Source organism: Vibrio qinghaiensis, from assembly GCF_002257545.1.
Lineage (GTDB): Bacteria > Pseudomonadota > Gammaproteobacteria > Enterobacterales > Vibrionaceae > Vibrio > Vibrio ordalii.
In genome coordinates this window covers 457,772-475,608 of record NZ_CP022741.1, presented here as the reverse complement: position 1 = coordinate 475,608, position 17,837 = coordinate 457,772, and the positions used below count along the sequence as shown (strand labels likewise).

General features: G+C 45.0%; 18 protein-coding genes. 7 read left to right on the top strand and 11 right to left on the bottom strand.

Annotated features, from left to right (window positions below; all coding sequences use genetic code 11):
* The first annotated feature begins 28 nt into the window (after window positions 1-28).
* The 5 genes from CCZ37_RS02410 (at window position 29) to yacG (ending at window position 3,834) form a co-directional block, all read left to right on the top strand.
* Entirely contained in the window at window positions 29-1,255 is a 1,227-nt protein-coding gene (locus CCZ37_RS02410; protein ID WP_047688859.1) for a type II secretion system F family protein, read from the top strand.
* 38 nt (window positions 1,256-1,293) lie between these two features.
* Window positions 1,294-2,175, top strand: coding sequence for a prepilin peptidase (locus CCZ37_RS02405; protein WP_094499653.1), 882 nt, complete (start codon window positions 1,294-1,296; stop codon window positions 2,173-2,175).
* Window positions 2,166-2,774, top strand: a complete 609-nt coding sequence (coaE, locus tag CCZ37_RS02400) for a dephospho-CoA kinase (RefSeq protein WP_094499652.1) — start codon at window positions 2,166-2,168, stop codon at window positions 2,772-2,774. The genes CCZ37_RS02405 and coaE overlap by 10 nt, the downstream gene beginning before the upstream one ends.
* A gap of 32 nt (window positions 2,775-2,806) precedes the next feature.
* A complete protein-coding gene (zapD, locus tag CCZ37_RS02395; protein WP_010319527.1) occupies window positions 2,807-3,547 on the top strand; it encodes a cell division protein ZapD in 741 nt (246 codons plus the stop codon).
* 89 nt (window positions 3,548-3,636) lie between these two features.
* Window positions 3,637-3,834, top strand: coding sequence for a DNA gyrase inhibitor YacG (gene yacG, locus CCZ37_RS02390; RefSeq protein WP_094499651.1), 198 nt, complete (start codon window positions 3,637-3,639; stop codon window positions 3,832-3,834).
* An 80-nt stretch (window positions 3,835-3,914) separates the two neighbouring features.
* On the opposite strand, the gene rplS is transcribed toward yacG, so the two are convergent.
* The 5 genes from rplS to ffh all read right to left on the bottom strand — a co-directional run bounded on the left by rplS (window position 3,915) and on the right by ffh (window position 7,513).
* Window positions 3,915-4,268 (bottom strand): 50S ribosomal protein L19, encoded by a 354-nt coding sequence (rplS, locus tag CCZ37_RS02385; protein ID WP_010319525.1) that lies wholly within the window; start codon window positions 4,266-4,268, stop codon window positions 3,915-3,917.
* Window positions 4,269-4,309: 41 nt separating this feature from the next.
* Complete coding sequence (gene trmD / locus CCZ37_RS02380) at window positions 4,310-5,056, bottom strand: tRNA (guanosine(37)-N1)-methyltransferase TrmD (RefSeq protein WP_010319524.1); 747 nt, start codon at window positions 5,054-5,056, stop codon at window positions 4,310-4,312.
* A 27-nt stretch (window positions 5,057-5,083) separates the two neighbouring features.
* Window positions 5,084-5,638, bottom strand: a complete 555-nt coding sequence (gene rimM, locus CCZ37_RS02375; protein ID WP_013857691.1) for a ribosome maturation factor RimM — start codon at window positions 5,636-5,638, stop codon at window positions 5,084-5,086.
* A gap of 29 nt (window positions 5,639-5,667) precedes the next feature.
* Window positions 5,668-5,916 carry a 30S ribosomal protein S16 gene (gene rpsP / locus CCZ37_RS02370; protein ID WP_010319522.1) on the bottom strand — a complete coding sequence of 83 codons (249 nt, stop codon included), beginning with the start codon at window positions 5,914-5,916 and terminating at the stop codon, window positions 5,668-5,670.
* Between the two features lie 214 nt (window positions 5,917-6,130).
* The gene (ffh, locus tag CCZ37_RS02365) at window positions 6,131-7,513 is read right to left on the bottom strand and encodes a signal recognition particle protein (RefSeq protein ID WP_010319521.1); all 1,383 of its coding nucleotides are present in this window, start codon (window positions 7,511-7,513) and stop codon (window positions 6,131-6,133) included.
* Between the two features lie 306 nt (window positions 7,514-7,819).
* Here ffh and CCZ37_RS02360 point away from each other — a divergent pair, with 306 nt between their 5' ends.
* Together CCZ37_RS02360 and CCZ37_RS02355 are read left to right on the top strand one after the other, a co-directional pair.
* On the top strand, window positions 7,820-8,614 hold the full coding sequence (locus CCZ37_RS02360) for a cytochrome C assembly family protein (protein WP_026027563.1): 795 nt from the start codon (window positions 7,820-7,822) through the stop codon (window positions 8,612-8,614).
* 83 nt (window positions 8,615-8,697) lie between these two features.
* Complete coding sequence (locus tag CCZ37_RS02355; protein WP_094499650.1) at window positions 8,698-9,972, top strand: HlyC/CorC family transporter; 1,275 nt, start codon at window positions 8,698-8,700, stop codon at window positions 9,970-9,972.
* 94 nt (window positions 9,973-10,066) lie between these two features.
* On the opposite strand, the gene luxS is transcribed toward CCZ37_RS02355, so the two are convergent.
* The 6 genes from luxS to CCZ37_RS02325 form a co-directional block, all read right to left on the bottom strand.
* The gene (gene luxS, locus CCZ37_RS02350; RefSeq protein ID WP_010319518.1) at window positions 10,067-10,585 is read right to left on the bottom strand and encodes an S-ribosylhomocysteine lyase; all 519 of its coding nucleotides are present in this window, start codon (window positions 10,583-10,585) and stop codon (window positions 10,067-10,069) included.
* A gap of 64 nt (window positions 10,586-10,649) precedes the next feature.
* The gene (gshA, locus tag CCZ37_RS02345) at window positions 10,650-12,215 is read right to left on the bottom strand and encodes a glutamate--cysteine ligase (RefSeq protein WP_094500782.1); all 1,566 of its coding nucleotides are present in this window, start codon (window positions 12,213-12,215) and stop codon (window positions 10,650-10,652) included.
* A 102-nt stretch (window positions 12,216-12,317) separates the two neighbouring features.
* Window positions 12,318-15,173: a M16 family metallopeptidase gene (locus CCZ37_RS02340; protein WP_094499649.1), complete on the bottom strand. Its 2,856-nt coding sequence runs from the start codon at window positions 15,171-15,173 to the stop codon at window positions 12,318-12,320.
* Between the two features lie 9 nt (window positions 15,174-15,182).
* Window positions 15,183-15,644, bottom strand: coding sequence for a YqaA family protein (locus tag CCZ37_RS02335; RefSeq protein WP_094499648.1), 462 nt, complete (start codon window positions 15,642-15,644; stop codon window positions 15,183-15,185).
* On the bottom strand, window positions 15,638-16,588 hold the full coding sequence (locus tag CCZ37_RS02330) for an NADP-dependent oxidoreductase (protein ID WP_094499647.1): 951 nt from the start codon (window positions 16,586-16,588) through the stop codon (window positions 15,638-15,640). The genes CCZ37_RS02335 and CCZ37_RS02330 overlap by 7 nt, the downstream gene beginning before the upstream one ends.
* A gap of 117 nt (window positions 16,589-16,705) precedes the next feature.
* Window positions 16,706-17,836 carry a sodium ion-translocating decarboxylase subunit beta gene (locus CCZ37_RS02325; protein ID WP_010319513.1) on the bottom strand — a complete coding sequence of 377 codons (1,131 nt, stop codon included), beginning with the start codon at window positions 17,834-17,836 and terminating at the stop codon, window positions 16,706-16,708.
* Window position 17,837 lies beyond the last annotated feature (1 nt).

Here is a 17,837-nt window from a genome sequence, read left to right as displayed (position 1 = left end):
TTAGCTAGCCATTGAGTGACTCTATTGTATGAACACAAAAATCAAATCAGAACTCAAAAATTATCGTTGGAAAGGCATCAATAGTTCGGGCAAAAAAGTATCTGGCCAAACTCTCGCTTTAACCGAACTGGAAGTGCGTGACAAACTTAAAGAGCAGCACATTCAGATCAAAAAAATCAAAAAAGGGGGCGTCTCTTTTATCACCCGCTTGACTCATCGCGTCAAGGCCAGAGACATCACCATTCTGACACGCCAATTAGCGACCATGCTGACCACGGGCGTGCCCATCGTGCAAGCCTTAAAACTGGTCGGAGATAACCATCGTAAAGCCGAAATGAAATCCATTTTGTCGCAAGTCACTAAAGGGGTTGAAGCCGGAACGCCAATTTCCAAAGCGATGCGTACTGCCAGCACTCATTTCGATACCTTGTATGTTGATCTCATTCACACAGGTGAACAGTCAGGTAACTTGGCTGAAGTGTTTGAGCGGCTAGCGACTTATCGAGAAAAAAGTGAACAACTGCGCGCTAAAGTCATTAAAGCACTCATCTACCCAACCATGGTGGTGTTGGTCGCGTTAGGTGTCTCTTACTTAATGCTTACTATGGTGATCCCTGAGTTTGAAAGCATGTTCAAAGGATTCGGCGCCGAATTACCTTGGTTTACACAGCAAGTATTGAAACTCTCTCATTGGGTGCAAAGTTACAGTTTGTGGGTACTCATCATCATAATCCTCACCACAATTGCCGTGAAAGCAGTACGGCAAAAATCTTTTTTAATACGCTTAAAAACCAGCCGATTAGGATTAAAGTTTCCCATTCTTGGCGGGGTAATAGGCAAAGCCTCTATTGCTAAATTCAGTCGCACACTCGCCACCAGTTTTAGTGCAGGCATTCCGATTTTAGCCAGCTTAAAAACCACCGCCAAAACCGCTGGCAATGTCCATTTTGAGACGGCGATTAATGAGGTCTATCGTGATACGGCAGCCGGTATGCCAATGTATATTGCGATGCGTAATACCGAAGCCTTTCCTGAAATGGTGCTGCAAATGGTGATGATTGGTGAAGAATCAGGCCGATTGGATGACATGCTCAATAAAGTCGCCACCATTTACGAATTTGAAGTTGATAATACCGTCGATAACTTAGGTAAAATTCTCGAACCATTGATCATTGTCTTTTTGGGTACGGTGGTCGGTGGTTTGGTGGTGGCAATGTACTTGCCCATCTTTAACTTAATGAGTGTATTAGGATAGTATTAGCACTGCTAATCTTTTAATTATCGAGTCTGTGCATGGAAGTTTTTATTTATTACCCTTGGCTCTTTCCACTTTTTGCAGCGTTGTTTGGCTTAATCGTGGGGAGTTTTCTCAATGTGGTCATTTATCGTCTACCCAAAATCATGGAGCGAGAATGGCGACAAGAGTGCGCTGACTGCTTTCCCGAATATCACATTGCGCCACCGGAAGGGCAACTCACGCTCAGTGTCCCTCGTTCTAGCTGCCCACACTGTGATACGCCAATTCGTATTATTGACAATATTCCGCTACTCAGTTGGCTCTTTTTAAAAGGGAAATGTTCCCGTTGCCAAGGCCCGATCAGTGCACGCTATCCTTTGATTGAACTGCTCACCGCCAGTATGAGCTTTGTCGTGGCTAGCCACTTCGGTTTTAGTTATTTTTCACTAGCGCTATTGTTTTTCACTTTTGTGCTCATCGCGGCGACGTTTATCGATTTCGATACCATGCTATTACCCGACAAGCTGACACTGCCACTACTGTGGGCGGGCCTCAGCTTATCATTGATGCACATTAGCCCAGTCAGTTTGCAAGATGCGGTGATCGGCGCCATTGCTGGCTATCTGAGCTTATGGTCGGTCTATTGGCTGTTTAAACTTGTCACAGGCAAAGAAGGAATGGGTTATGGCGATTTCAAACTGCTGGCTGCTCTCGGCGCTTGGTTGGGCTGGCAATATCTGCCCATCATCATTCTCATGTCATCTGTGGTTGGCATTGTCTTTGGCCTAATTCAATTGCGCTTGCAAAAAAAAGGGATCGACAAAGCCTTTCCTTTTGGCCCCTATCTCGCCATTGCTGGCTGGCTAACCTTGTTGTGGGGTAACGATATGATGAGTTGGTATTTAGGTTCAATTATGGGGTTATCGTCATGGGGTTAGTAGTGGGTTTAACCGGCGGGATTGCCAGCGGAAAAAGCACCGTTGCTCACTTATTTCAGCAGCATTTCTCGATTGATGTCGTGGATGCTGACATCATCGCTCGAGAAGTCGTCGAACCAGGTAGTGAAGGATTAACGGCGATTTGCGCGCACTTTGGCCTCACCATATTAAAGCCCGATGGACAATTGGATCGCACCGCGTTAAGAGAAAAGATCTTTGCTGATGAGCAAGAAAAGGCTTGGCTTAATCAGCTTCTTCACCCAATGATCCGTGCAAAAATGATTGCTGATTTAGCAAAAACCACCTCGCCTTATGCTTTATTGGTTGTGCCATTATTGATAGAAAATAACCTACAAAGCTTAGTCGATCGCATCTTAGTGGTTGATGTTGATCTAAAAACCCAAATCGCTCGCACTATGGCAAGAGACAAGGTATCAGAGCAACAAGTCGGTTCGATCTTAGCCGCTCAAGCGAGCCGTGAACAAAGATTGCAATACGCTGACGATGTGATTAAAAATAGCGCAGAAAACCAAAAACTTTTGCCTCAAATCACAGAATTACACAAAAAGTATCTAGCCATATGCAGCCTAAGTCTGTAAGAATAACCCAGACCGGACCTAAGGCTAGCTAGATGACCACGCATAAGTTTGAACACCCACTGAACGAAAAAACTCGTATCTATTTAAGAGTCGAAGCGCTGCTTAACCAGTTGATGCATTCCGCTCAGTTTCGTGACGGTATTCAACACCAACTCTTCTTTCGTTCATTGTTTGATTTACTCGAAATCTTCGAACAGATCCAACTCAAAAGCGAGTTGGCTAAAGATATTGAAAAACAGCGTTTGAACTACCGTAGCTGGCTCAATGTGGATGGTGTTGATCAAGAAATGTTGCTATCGCTCCTTGAAGAGATCGACGAGGTCCATCGTAATTTAATGAGCGCTGAACGCTTTGGTCAATCACTCAAAGAAGATCGTTTCTTAAGCACGATTCGCCAACGTTTTAATTTACCGGGCGGGTCGTGCTGTTTCGACCTACCAGCCCTGCACTACTGGCTACACATTCCGATAGAAAAGAAGACCCAAGATGCGCACCAATGGATGGAAACGCTGCGACCGTTATCAGATGCGTTGCAACTTTGGCTGAAATTAACCCGCGAAACGGGCCATTTTAAAGCACGCCTAGCACGATTAGGTTTTTATCAAAGCGATGCAGAAGACGCTAATATCTTGCGCTTGTCGATCCCACTTGAGTATGGGGTATATCCCATGATCTCTGGCCATAAAAATCGCTTCGCGATTAAGTTTATCGAATTCCAATCAGGCCAAGCAACAGGGTGCGATATCGAGTTTGATCTCGCCGTCTGCTGTTAATCAATTCCGCTTCAATTCCCGACTGACTCTTACTTTCCATTGCGTTAGGTAATACACTTACGCCTATCCATCGTTACTTGAAGTCCGTTATGTCAAAGAAAATTACCATTGTAAAATGCCCGCAGTGCAAAGCCGATGTCGAATGGGGAGAACAGAGCCCTTATCGTCCTTTTTGTTCCAAACAGTGTCAGATGATCGATTTTGGCGAGTGGGCCGATGAGGAAAAAAGTATTTCCGGTGCACCGGATATGTCAGACAGTGATGGTTGGTCAGAAGATCAATATTAGCGCACATATAAAACACATATAAAAACAGGGGTCGATTACTCGACCCCTGTTTATTACTATGAGAACGCTAGTTTATAGCATTACTTCTTAGCAAGTTTCTCTTTGATACGAGCTGACTTACCAGAACGCTCACGTAGGTAGTACAGTTTGGCACGACGTACTGCACCGCGGCGTTTAACTTCAATGCTATCAACCACTGGAGAGTGAGTTTGGAACGTACGCTCAACACCTTCACCGTTAGAGATCTTACGAACAGTGAATGCAGAGTGTAGGCCACGGTTACGGATTGCGATTACAACGCCTTCAAAAGCCTGTAGACGCTCACGATCACCTTCTTTTACCTTAACTTGAACAACAACAGTGTCACCTGGTGCGAATTTAGGTAGGCCTTGTTTCATTTGCTCTTCTTCAAGAGCCTTGATGATGTTACTCATTTTAAAAATTCCTAGAATAAACTGATACTAAATTAAATAGGTTACTGATGTATTTGAGTTTCTTTAATGAACTCAACCAGTAATAGTTCCTGTTCGTCAGTCAGAGCTAGGTTTTCCAGGAGCTCTGGCCTTCTATGCCAAGTTCGGCCCAACGACTGTTTCAGCCGCCAGCGACGAATATCCTCGTGATTACCGGATTTCAGTACCGCAGGTACTTCTTTTCCATCTAACACTTCAGGACGCGTATAGTGCGGGCAATCTAGCAAACCATTGGCAAAAGAATCTTCTTCTGCTGATGCGAAATCTCCTAATACTCCCGGAACAAACCGAGAGACAGAATCAATCAACGTCATGGCTGGCAGTTCGCCGCCTGTCATCACAAAATCACCAATCGACCATTCTTCGTCAACTTCTGATTGGATGATACGCTCATCTACCCCTTCATAGCGTCCGCAAATAAGAACTAGGTTCTCATTCGTCGCCAGCTCTTCGACTCCTTTTTGGTCGAGTTTTCGACCTTGAGGAGAAAGGTAAATGACTTTCGTCTTTCCCGGTGCGGCTTGTTTTGCTGCATGAATGGCATCGCGCAAAGGCTGAACCATCATGAGCATTCCAGGACCACCACCGTAAGGTCTGTCATCGACGGTGCGATGTTTGTCATGAGTGAAATCTCGAGGATTCCAAGCTTCAATAGACAGCAAACCTTTTTTAACCGCTTGACCTGTTACGCCAAAATCAGTAACAGAACGGAACATTTCAGGAAATAGGCTTATAACGCCAACCCACATGTGTTCTCTCGCTCTGACGTTTTAGAGTTAGAATGCCGGATCCCAGTCAACTTCGATCCGTCGAGCTTCGCGATCAACATTCTTGATCACTTGCTCTTCAAGGTACGGTACCAACCGTTCCTTTTGGCCAAAAGCATCTTTCAAATTCGCTTTCACAACCAGAACATCGTTGGAGCCAGTTTCTAATAGGTCAGTGACCTCACCAAGGTTATACCCCTTAGTGGTAATAACTTGCATACCGAACAATTCACGCCAGTAGAATTCATCTGCTGACAATTCTGGTAATGATGCGGGATCAATAGCAATTTCAAAGTTGGTGAGTAGATGTGCGTCTTCTCGAACATCTAAACCTTCAAGTTTTACCACCATACTCTTACCATGGCGCTTCCAACTCTCTACTTTGTACTCGATCCACTGGCCTTTTTGGTTAATAAACCAAGGGCTGTAATCAAAAATACTTTCAGCTTCGTCTGTGTAGGAAAAAACTTTGAGCCAGCCACGAATGCCATAGGTAGCACCAAACTTGCCCATAACAATCTTTTCGTTTTCTTTGCTCATTGTTTCTTTACCTTTCATCGACATAAGCTAATGTTCTTCTATAAAAGTAAGAATTAAGCCGCTTTTTGAGCGTCTTTTACTAGCTTAGCTACGCGATCAGATAGAGATGCGCCTTGACCAACCCAATGGTTAACGCGATCTAGATCAACACGTAGGCCTTCTTCTTGGCCAGTAGCCGTAGGATTAAAGAAACCTACTTTCTCGATGAAACGGCCAGTTACTGCGTTACGGCTATCCGCAACTACGATTTGATAAAATGGACGCTTTTTAGCGCCGTGACGTGCCAAACGAATGGTTACCATGTCGTCCTCTTTGCTTTCTCAATAATAAAATTAACCCCAAAAACCATTTACGAAAAACAGCCTGGGGTCTCGTGCCAAAATAAAGCCTCGGAATTTTACTCTTATTCCGAGGCTTTGCAAGGGGTTTAGCTATTTTTTCACCAGCAGAAGCATTATGCTTTTGCAGTGATGAGCATCACGCTTTAGTAAATTTTAAGCATCGCAATGAGTTAGGTTAACGACCAAAGAAACCGCCGCCGCCCATGCCACCCATTCCGCCCATCATGCCTTGCATATTACGCATCATGCCTTTCATGCCACCTTTCTGCATTTTTTTCATCATTTTCTGCATTTGGGTGAACTGTTTCAGTAAGCGGTTAACATCTTGTACTTGGGTGCCAGAACCCGTCGCGATACGTTTTTTACGTGAACCTTTTATCATGTCTGGGTGCTGGCGCTCGTGCATGGTCATCGAACAGATGATCGCTTCCATCTGCTTGAACATCTTATCATCGACCTTGTCTTTCACGTTGGCAGGTAGGTTTGCCATGCCAGGCAGTTTATCGAGCATGCCCATCATGCCGCCCATATTCTGCATTTGCCCGAGCTGTTCGCGGAAATCTTCTAAATCAAATCCTTTCTTTTCCTTGAATTTTTTAGCTAGGCGTTCTGCTTGCTCGTGATCAACATTACGTTGTAGATCTTCAATTAATGAGAGAACATCGCCCATCCCCAATATGCGTGATGCAATACGATCAGGATGGAAAGGCTCGAGCGCGTCAGTTTTTTCACCGACCCCTAAGAATTTAATCGGTTTACCGGTGATATGACGAACGGAAAGTGCGGCACCACCTCGAGCATCACCATCAACTTTGGTTAAGATAACCCCCGTTAACGGCAGCGCATCACCAAAGGCTTTTGCGGTGTTCGCGGCATCTTGCCCCGTCATGGCATCCACGACGAACAATGTTTCAATCGGATTAATCGCCGCATGCAGATCTTGGATCTCTGCCATCATCAGTTCATCAATCGCAAGACGGCCTGCAGTGTCGACAATCAGCACATCGAAGAATTTCTTCTTCGCATGGTCAATGGCCGCATTGGCGATATCAATCGGTTTTTGGTCGGCTGAAGAAGGAAAAAATTCAACGTCCAGATCGTTAGCTAGCGTTTCAAGCTGTTTTATCGCCGCTGGACGATAAACGTCAGCCGAAACCACCAGTACTTTCTTTTTATCGCGTTCTTTAAGCAGCTTAGCAAGCTTACCAACACTGGTAGTTTTACCTGCACCTTGTAAACCCGCCATTAAAATCACTGCTGGCGGCTGGGCTGCAAGGTTCAGCGCTTCGTTGGATTCGCCCATTACCGCTTCAAGCTGCGCTTGAACAATCTTGATGAACTCTTGTCCCGGTGTCAGCGATTTAGACACCTCAACACCCACTGCGCCCTCTTTAACGCGCGCGACAAAATCACGCACTACAGGCAGTGCCACGTCCGCTTCAAGCAGCGCCATGCGCACTTCGCGTAGGGTTTCTTTAATATTCTCTTCGGTGAGACGGCCTTTACCGCTGATATTTTTCAGCGTCTTGGATAGTCGATCCGTTAAATTTTCAAACATCGTTGTCTCTTCGCTAGTTCGGCGATTAATTGGGGTCAGTATACCTTAGCCAATCTAATAGTCATACCCATTGACGCTTCGCGATAAGCGACTTAACCCGATAAAACACAACATTCGATTCAAAAACCAGAGCGTTAAAAAAGCATTATCTCAGCGATAGAGCAAATAAAAGTCTTCGCTCTATCAATTATTTGCACCTTAAGTAGAACTAAGATGGTGATATATCAAATCAATCGGTATCCAACGTAGCTCATTATCGTGATGCAAGGTATAATTCGCCAATTCAGCCACCATTTTGTAAGAAGTATGGAAAACTTAATCGCAATAGTCGCCACTATTTTGTATTTTTTATCCATAGCGACCATTATTCCAGGCTTAGTTAATCAAACTGGGATTCGTGCGCAGACAGTATTGTTCAGTTCAGCACTGGCGCTGGCTTTTCATGCGTGGTTACTGAGTGATTTAATCTTCAACGCTAATGGGCAAAACCTCAGCATGCTCAATGTGGCATCATTGATAAGCTTTATCATCTCACTGGTGATGAGCATTGCGATGTTAAAAACGCGCTTGTGGTTTCTGTTGCCGGTGGTGTATAGCTTCGCCGCGATCAACGTCAGCGCCGCCTCATTTCTTCCCAGTATGTTTATGACTCACTTAGAAAACAATCCGCCGCTGTTGTTGCATATTTCTCTAGCACTATTTTCGTATTCAACCCTTTCGATTGGAGCACTCTACGCTTTGCAATTGGCTTGGCTGGACTACAAGCTAAAGAAAAAGAAGATGCTAACCATCAACCCCAATTTACCACCACTACTGATGGTAGAAAGGCAACTGTTTAAAATCATCTTGATAGGTAACGTATTACTTACTGGTACCTTGATTACTGGTTTTGATTTTGTCGGTGATATGTTTGCTCAAGGCAAAGCGCATAAAGGCATTTTGTCTTTCATTGCTTGGGTTGTCTATTCTGTATTGTTGTGGGGACATTACCGAAAAGGTTGGCGCGGTAGAAAAGTGACTTGGTTTGCTGTCGCTGGTGCAACCTTACTGACACTGGCCTACTTTGGTAGCCGTTTTGTAAAAGAAATCATTTTGAGCTAACTCAACACGTTTGATAGCGTATTGACACACTCATTTAATTAGATCATTACTTAATCACACTATTTATAAGGAAACACCACGTTTTGGACGACATTTCAACGGGTATATTGTTTGCACTACTCGCGGGTCTCATCGTAATTTCGGCTTATTTTTCAGGTTCAGAAACCGGCATGATGTCTTTGAACCGCTACCGCTTAAAGCACTTGGCCAATACCGGCCACAAAGGTGCAAAGCGTGTCGAAAAACTGCTTGATCGTCCAGATCGCCTCATTGGTTTGATCCTCATCGGCAACAACCTAGTCAATATTTTAGCCTCTGCGATTGCCACTATAATCGGTATGCGCCTTTATGGGGATCTAGGAGTGGCCATTGCTACCGGTGCGCTGACTTTGGTCGTTCTGGTTTTTGCTGAAGTGACACCAAAAACATTGGCCGCGCTTTACCCTGAACGCGTCTCTTACGCCAGCAGCATCTTACTGACCTTCTTAATGAAGATATTGTCACCATTGGTGATGTTCATTAACTTCATCACCAATGGTTTCATCCGCTTACTGGGCCTTAAGGCCAAGCATGGTGGTGACGCTCACTTGAGTTCTGAAGAATTAAGAACCGTCGTCAACGAAGCGGGTGGTCTTATTCCTCGTCGCCACCAAGATATGCTGCTTTCCATTCTCGACCTTGAGCATGTCACAGTGAACGACATCATGATCCCACGTAACGAAATTACTGGTATCAATATTAACGATGATTGGAAATCTATCGTGCGTCAGTTAACTCACTCGCCACACGGACGCGTGGTGCTTTACCGAGACAAAATTGATGAAGCGGTGGGCATATTGCGCCTTCGTGATGCTTCTCGTTTGATGTTGGAAAAAAAAGAGTTCAATAAAGAGATGATTTTACGTGCCGCTGATGAAGTCTACTTCATCCCGGAAGGCACACCGCTCAACGTACAATTACTTAAATTCCAACGCAACAAAGAACGGATTGGCCTGATCGTTGATGAATACGGTGATATCAATGGCTTGATCACTGTTGAAGATATTCTCGAAGAGATTGTAGGAGAATTCACCACCTCGATGGCACCAAGCTTAGCCGATGAAATTACCCCACAAAGTGATGGCAGCTTCTTGATTGATGGCAGCGCAAATATCCGTGACATTAACAAAGGGCTGAAGTGGAAACTGCCAACAACGGGCCCAAGAACCTTAAACGGTTTACTTTTGGAGCACCTTGAAGATATTCCAAGTAGCCATTTAAGTGTCAAAGTTTCTGGCCATGCGATGGAGATTGTGGATGTAGAAGAAAACCGCATTAAGCAGGTTAAAGTCTTTCCACGCAAAACCAAAAAACATTAATCGCCAGTCACTGCATAAAAGAAAGAAAAAAAGCTTGGTCACTGCCAAGCTTTTTGTTTTTAAATTGTTTTTAAAGGGCCAGATCTGGCGATCTTTAATCCACTTTCAGCTCTTTGAGCATCGACTCAGGTAAAGCAAGCTCATCATTTTTATTCACCGCAATACCTGCCGTGATAATCGCTTGAGCAATCTCTTTAGCTTCTGTTAACGAGTGCATTGAGGCTGTACCACATTGGTATTCGTTTAGTTCAGGGATCTGATCTTGGCTCTCTACTTTTAGCACATCATGCATCGCCGCTAACCACGCTTGCGCCACTTGCGCTTCTGTTGGCGCGCCAATCAAGCTCATGTAAAAACCTGTGCGGCAGCCCATAGGTGAGATGTCGATGATTTCTACATCATGACCATTTAAGTGCGCGCGCATAAAGCCAGCGTATAAATGCTCTAAAGTGTGGATCCCTTTTTCTGAAAGAATATCTTTGTTTGGAGCAGTAAAACGGAGATCAAATACGGTGATTGTATCCCCTTTAGGCGTCTGCATATTTTTTGCCACACGTACCGCAGGCGCATGCATACGAGTGTGATCTACCGTAAAACTGTCGAGTAATGGCATTGCTTTCTCCTTATTTGGCAAAGAGCGATGCTCTGCCTATCAATGTTAGATTATGATCGAGAGATCATTTTAGGTACGAAAAGTAGCTTTCAAGAAATTCTTCAAAACTTTGAGTATCGTGTTGTTCTATCTGTTGCTGAGCGGCTCGAGAACGCAGCACTTCCTCTTCCATCACAGACTCAGAATAAGTTTGATAGTGATGTGCCAGGTTGGCTTGTCGGTATTCGGCTCCTAATGCACAACCCACCTTACCGAGCCCGCCAAACTGTTTAGTCTGTTCAAGCAGTTGAGCGGAAAAGGTTAATTCTGGATTATCAATCCACGAGCTTAGTTTCTCGCATACGGCTTGGTATGCGTTACCACCACAAGCACTATCCATCACTTGCGCTATTTTGCGTAAGTCATCAAATACACTATGCGCCCACGCTTGCAGCGTCAGTTTCTCACCGCGACAGCCAATTTGTAACTCTAAACCCGGTTTACGACCTTCTAAAATCACTTTGTTCCAGTTATCTCGCCAACATGCCAGCTCACAATTGTCCATAGGATCTGAATCGGAAAGAGCTGTCCAAGTGAGGAACAGATCGAGAAAACGCACTTGATCTTCAGTAATACCAATCGGGCTAAACGGGTTTACGTCTAACGAACGCACTTCGATGTATTCGACTCCACCTCTCTCTAACGCTTGTGACGGCTTTTCGTCATTTTTGGCCACACGTTTAGGACGGATCGGTGCATAGAGTTCGTTTTCTATCTGCAAAACATTGCTGTTGAGCTGACGATGTTCACCATCGACATACACGCCTAGTTCTGCAAACTCTTTTGATGGGGTGCGGATCGCCTGATTCAACCCTTCTAGATATTGATCCAAGCTATTAAAACCAATTTTCAAACCACTTTGCGCGCTATTGGTATAACCCAAATCACTGAGGCGCAACGAGGTAGCATGAGGCAAATAAAGCGTTTTACCAATATGTTCAAATGGCAGATGGCTTTCACGTCCGCGCACAAACGATGAACATAACGCAGGTGATGCGCCAAAGAAATAGGGAATGAGCCAGCCAAAACGGTAGTAATTACGAATCACACCAAAATAGGCTGCCGATTTTGTCTCAGTGCGCTGGGATTCAGTCTGATCGCCATACAAGGCATCCCAAAATGATTCTGGAAATGAAAAATTGAAATGCACGCCAGAAATGATCTGCATTAAGCTGCCGTAACGACGCTTTAGACCTTCTCGATAAAGGGTTTTCATTTTACCCGTATTCGATGAACCATATTGCGCCAGTTCTATATCATCTTCGCTGCCAACATAACAAGGCATAGAAAGCGGCCACAGTTTTTCGTCACCCAATTTGGTTTGAGCAAAATGGTGAATATCCGCCAGTTGTGAGAGTAAAGTCGGCACGTCATGAGAGACTGGTGTAATAAATTCAAGCAATGACTCCGCAAAATCAGTGGTGATCCAACGGTTGGTTAATGCGCTGCCGAGTGCTTCTGGATGAGGAGTCAGAGCTAACGAGCCTTCCGGGGTATAGCGCAACGTTTCACGCTCAACGCCTCGGCCAAACTGCTTAAACACTTCTGATTTTTTAGTGACTTGTTCAAGTCGTGCGGCAAAATTAGTCAAAATAATGATTCGCTTATAGGTGAATGATCCGAATGAAAGCGGCTCTAACTCAGCAAGAGAGTAGAATGGAGGCAAACAATCTGCCCCCTATAAATGTGTACTCTAGCGGATGATTTCAAGCTCTTCTACGGGAATATCTAATTTTTCAAGTTGTGGCTTCAACGTTTTCGCATCACCCACCACGATAATTTGATACTCTTGTGGTGCAAACCATTTAGCGGCGAGTTTATTGAGCGTTGATTTTTTTACGTTTTCTACCAGTTCATTTCGTTGCTGTAGGTAATCTTCATCCAAACTATAGGTCAAAATATTACTAAGCAACTGCGCTTTTTGTGATGGTGTTTCATACGTCAGTGCATCTTGTTGGCCGACAGCAAGGCGCATAAATTTTAGCTCTTGGTCGGTTAAGCCACTTTGACTGAATGTTGTCATCTCTTTTTCTATTTCAACGATTGAAGCTACGGTGGCATCAGCACGTACTTGAGCATTGAAAACGATAGCGCCCACTTCTCGATTGCTCGCGAAATAACTCCCAGCGCCATAGGTGTAGCCTTTATCTTCACGCAAATTTTGATTAATGCGGCTGTTAAAGTTGCCCGCTAAATTGAAGTTAGCCAGTTGGCTGAGAAAAAGCTCGCCAGTGGCATCAAAAGGCAACCCTTTTCGCACAAAACGGACGATGCTCTGCGGCGCATCAGGCTTATCAACCAGATATATCTTTCGCTCTGTCAGTGAGTTCACCACTTGGGGACGTAACAAAGGAGAAGCTTCACCACGCCACTGCCCTAAAAAGGTTAACTGTTTAGCGACCTCTTTTTTGGAAATGTCGCCAACCACAACGATTTGCGTACCATGTGGCGTGTAATGTTTCGCATAAAAGCGTTTTACATCTTCTAAGGTTAAATCGTTTAGTGATTGCTCAGTGCCTTCACTTGAACGCGCAAAAATAGAGTTGCCAAACAGCACTTGACGAGTAGCTTGTGAAGCAAGCCAGCCCGGTGTTTGGTGCTGGTAAACCAACCCTTCCAGCATCTGTTGTTTCAGCCGTGTAAAATCGCTCTCTTTGAAAGCAGGATGAAATAAAACTTCTTCAACCACATCCAATGTTGCTGCAACATTCTTCTTCAAACTAGAGACGATAATACTGGTCGAATACTCATTGGCAGTAACACTGATAGTCGAACCTAACGTGTCGAGTTGAGCTTGAATCGCTTCCACTGAGCGTCGAGTTGAGCCTTCTTCAAGTAGCGCCGCGGTTAAATTAGCTAACCCTTCTTTGCCACGCGCGGCGTGTCGCTCCCCTGCTGGTAAATTGATATTAATTAGCACGGTCGGCGTTTCGCTGGTTTGTGTGGCTAATAACTCAATACCGTTATCAAAATAGAGTTCATACAATGTCGGCATTTGTGCTTTCACACCTTTTGCCACAGAAGGCATGATTGAGCGATCAAATTGATCTTCAACCTGGCGATAAGCCAATTGATCTTCGGTTATCGTTTGATGCTCAGGTAGCACTCTTTTAGGTGGTACGAAATTGGCTTTTTGAACGGCAAGATCGGCTTTATGTTTAGGTACAACACTTAAGGTAACCTTATGTTGATGAGCAATGAAGCGCTGATAAGCCTGTTGAATTGACTCTGGGGTGACCGCATGAATCTGAGCTAATTGCTGCTCTAGGCGATCAGGCTGCCCATAAAACGTTTCGTTGGACGCAAGCTGCGTCACTTTTCCAGATACGCTTTGCAGCGCAAAGACCGCATTCGCTTCCGCCATACCGGTAATTTGATCAAGTCGACTCTGATCTACCCCTTGCTGCTCAAACTGACTGAGCGTTTGCATTAACTCTCGATACAAAGGAGCAAGCTGAGCCTTTTCACCCGAAGGGGCCATGGCATAAACATAGAAGGTACAAGCCAATTCGGCGCAATCTTGGAATGCACCCGCATTGACGGCTTTTTGAGTTTTGACCAACGCTTGGTAGAGATAACTATTGGTACCGCTGCCTAACACTTTGGCAAGCGCATCTAACGAGGCTTGACTTTGAGCACCGCGATATTCTGTCGGCCAGCCCACCACAACCATGGGTTGCTGAATGCGATCTTCCAAGGTGATGAAACGATCTTGCGCCAACTGGGCCAGCTGTTTAGGTGCGTTATCAACGGCTGGGCCTGCCGGTATGGTGCCAAAATATTGATTAACCCATTCAAGTGTTTGCTGAACATCAATATCACCACCAATGGTCAGCACTGCATTATTCGGCCCATACCAACGTAAGAAAAACGCTTTAAGATCGTTGACGTCCACTCGGTCAAGATCTTCGACATAACCAATGGTTTGCCATGAATAAGGGTGTCCTTCGGCATACATCGCCTCCGCCATTTTTTCCCACATCAAGCCATAGGGGCGGTTGTCGTAGTTTTGTGCACGTTCGTTTTTTACTGTGTCACGTTGGATCTCAAATTTACGTTGAGAAACCGCGTTGAGTAAAAATCCCATCCGATCAGATTCGAGCCACAACACTTTTTCCAGCTGATTTGAAGGCACGGTTTGGTAATAATTAGTACGGTCACGGTTAGTACTCCCATTCATGGTTCCTCCCGCTTCGGTGATCAAACGAAAATGTTCTTGATCGCCAACGTGCTCCGTTCCTTGAAACATCATGTGTTCAAAGAAATGAGCAAACCCTGATTTTCCAACCTCTTCACGTGCCGAACCCACATGATAAGTGACATCGACATGCACTAAAGGATCTGAGTGATCCGGTGATAGCACGACAGTAAGGCCATTATCGAGCTGATATTTTGCATAAGGGATCATCACTTTTCCCGGTTGAGCATCCACTTGCTCAATCAGCGTAACCCCTTTCGGTAATGATGAAAAAAAAGCGATAGGTGCGACCGTTGATGAACAGCCGTAAATGGCAATAAGAGAAAGGGCACCTAGCCAAATTTTTCTCATAACAGCTCCTTAGAAAAAACCATAGAATACAGCGGCAAGCATGATGTAACGCAGTGCTTTGCCGATCAAAATCATGACAAAAGTAGGTAAAAATTTCATGCGTAGCCAACCTGCGGCCAAACAAAGCACATCGCCCACCACAGGTAGCCAACTGAATAAGAGGACCCAATAACCATATTTATTGAGCCAAGCTAACGCTTTATGACCGTGCTTTTCGCTTTCAGTTCGATTAGGCAACCAGATACCGAGCCAATAGTTGGTCAGACCGCCGAGGGTATTGCCAGCGCTTGCAACGGCGATAATCCCAAATGCAGGAAATTGATTCAGGCTTAATGTGGCGAATAAACTCGCTTCTGAGCTTCCCGGTAATAAGGTAGCACTGAGAAAACCACTAAAAAAAAGCACCCACAGCGCAGAACCAGCAAACCAATACGAGAGCGGTTCCAAATAGGTGCTAAAAATGTCTAACATTTCATATCAAGAAGAACTTTGCCTCGAGTATGGCCTGTTTCAATCTGTTGATGAGCAGCAGCCACTTCAGCCATCGGATAAACAGCTTGAATTTCCGTTTTCAATAAGCCAACGCTGACCATATAAAGCATGGTATCAAGCTGTTCAGGATTAGGATCAACCAACATGCCTGTGGCTTCAAAACCAAGTAATTTTGCTTTTTCACAAATAAGCTCAGCACTTAGAGTAGGAACAGTAACGACACGCGCATGATCTTTCAAGCATTTCAAAGCATCGAGAGCCGCATCACCCCCGACTAAATCAATCAGCACATCCACTTCTTCTAAACGCTGTGAAGCAGGAGCAAAATTGTAATTAATCGCATGAGCACCAAGAGTCGCTAAATAATCCAAATTTTGTTCGCTGCACGTGGTATACACTTCGGCTTTTGCTGCTAAAGCAATTTGTACCGCTAAGTGCCCGACACCACCGGCGCCCGCGAGGATCAATACGCAATCCCCCTCTTTCACTTGCGCTTTATTTAGGGCTTGCGCCGCCGTTTGCCCTGCCAGTGGCAGCACAGCTGCGGCTTCTAAGGTCACAGCATCAGGAACAAGGCTGAGTTCGCTTTCTGCCACACACAGATATTGGCTGTAACCGCCACCACGCAACGGAAACCCAACAAAGCCCGCCACATTATCTCCAATTTGAAAACGGCGATTATCTTCCCCCACCTCAACAACTTGTCCAGAAATATCGTAACCTGGCACCCATGGCAGTTTATCTTTGTTTTGCGCTGCAGCCCACCCCAGACCCGCCCGAGTTTTTACATCAATAGGGTTTACACCAGCAAACGCCACTTTTACTAACACTTCGCCAGCTTTAGGTTGAGGAACGTCACTGGTTTGAATAACGAGCACCTCTGGTCCACCAAACTCAGTCATTGCGATCTGTTTATTATCCATGTCAAACTTCCCTATTGATAAAAAGAAAGGGATGCCTCAGCATCCCTTTGAATATATACCATTTTATTGCTTCTAGTTAATCTTTAGCTCGCAAAATAACCATTGGCTCGTCTAGGCTTAGCCAACAAGAGCAAGCAAAACGCCCGCCGCAACAGCAGAGCCCAGCACACCTGCTACATTTGGCCCCATGGCGTGCATCAATAAGAAGTTCTGTGGATTAGCTTCAAGCCCCACTTTATTCACAACTCGCGCGGCCATCGGTACCGCAGACACACCAGCAGCGCCAATGAGAGGGTTAATATCCTCTTTCGAAAATTTATTAAGCACTTTCGCCATCAATACACCACCAGCCGTGCCAATACTAAATGCAACAGCGCCCAGTGCTAAAATGCCTAAAGTCTCCAAATTGAGGAACTGATCGGCTTGCAACTTTGAACCAACACCTAGCCCTAAAAATATCGTCACGATATTGATCAGTTCATTTTGCGCTGTCTTGGATAGACGCTCAACCACACCCGATTCACGCATTAAATTACCTAGACAGAACATGCCCACTAATGGCGTTGCTGACGGTAAAAATAGAATCGTCATCAATAGCACCGCCAAAGGAAACAGTATTTTTTCTGTCTTCCCAACATGGCGTAGCTGAGCCATTTTGATTTTTCGCTCTTCAGGTGTTGTAAGTGCCTTCATAATCGGTGGCTGAATGATAGGAACTAATGCCATATAGCTATAAGCCGCCACAGCGATTGCACCTAATAAATCCGGCGATAATTTACTGGCAAGGAAAATAGCGGTTGGGCCATCGGCTCCACCAATAATGGCGATGGACGCAGCATCGGCCATGGTAAATTCCATACCCGGCACATAGTTGAGTAATATCGCACCAAACAGGGTGGCGAAAATACCAAACTGAGCGGCCGCACCTAGCCATAACGTTTTAGGGTTTGCAATCAATGCCCCGAAATCGGTCATCGCGCCCACACCCATAAAGATCAGCAGTGGAAAAACGCCCGTCTCAATACCAACATGATAAACGTAATAAAGCAGACCGCCGGGTTCGGTAAAACCCGCATTCGGAATATTCGCTAAAATCGCACCAAAGCCGATCGGCAATAACAGCAGTGGCTCAAAGCCTTTACGAATAGCCAAAAACAGCAGTAAACAACCGACCAAAATCATGCAAATTTGGCCTAGCTGAAAATTAGCGATCCCTGTTTCAGACCATAAGGTCAATAATCCGTCCATG